Genomic DNA, 453 nt, shown 5'->3' on the forward strand with positions numbered 1-453 from the left:
CACGCAAAAATACCTGCATAGTCCACGAGGCATTTTTGAACTGAAGTATTTCTTTTCCAGTCACGTCAATACCGAGGGCGGCGGCGAAGCTTCCTCCACGGCGATTCGTGCGCTGGTGAAGAAATTAATCGCGGCGGAAAACCCAGCGAAACCGTTGAGCGACAGCAAGTTAACCTCTTTGCTGTCGGAACAAGGTATCATGGTGGCACGCCGCACTGTTGCGAAGTACCGAGAGTCTTTATCCATTCCGCCGTCAAACCAGCGTAAACAACTCGTTTGACCCAACCGATAAGGAAGACACTATGCAGCTCAACATTACCGGAAATAACGTCGAGATCACCGAGGCACTGCGCGAATTTGTTACAGCCAAATTTGCCAAACTTGAGCAATATTTTGACCGAATCAACCAGGTCTATGTTGTTCTGAAAGTGGAGAAAGTCACCCACACCTCAG

2 protein-coding genes are annotated in these 453 nt (G+C 49.0%); both read left to right on the forward strand.

Going from position 1 to position 453, the window contains the following annotated elements; genetic code table 11:
- Positions 1-280 (forward strand): RNA polymerase factor sigma-54 (locus tag K0039_RS25330; RefSeq protein ID WP_500303715.1); only part of this gene is annotated, 280 nt, incomplete at its 5' end.
- 22 nt (positions 281-302) lie between these two features.
- On the forward strand, positions 303-453 hold a 151-nt coding region (gene hpf / locus K0039_RS25335; protein WP_228106892.1), incomplete at its 3' end, for a ribosome hibernation-promoting factor, HPF/YfiA family.

The sequence above is a fragment of the Terrisporobacter mayombei genome (assembly GCF_020748465.1).
In the GTDB taxonomy this organism is placed as follows: domain Bacteria; phylum Bacillota; class Clostridia; order Peptostreptococcales; family Peptostreptococcaceae; genus Terrisporobacter; species Terrisporobacter mayombei.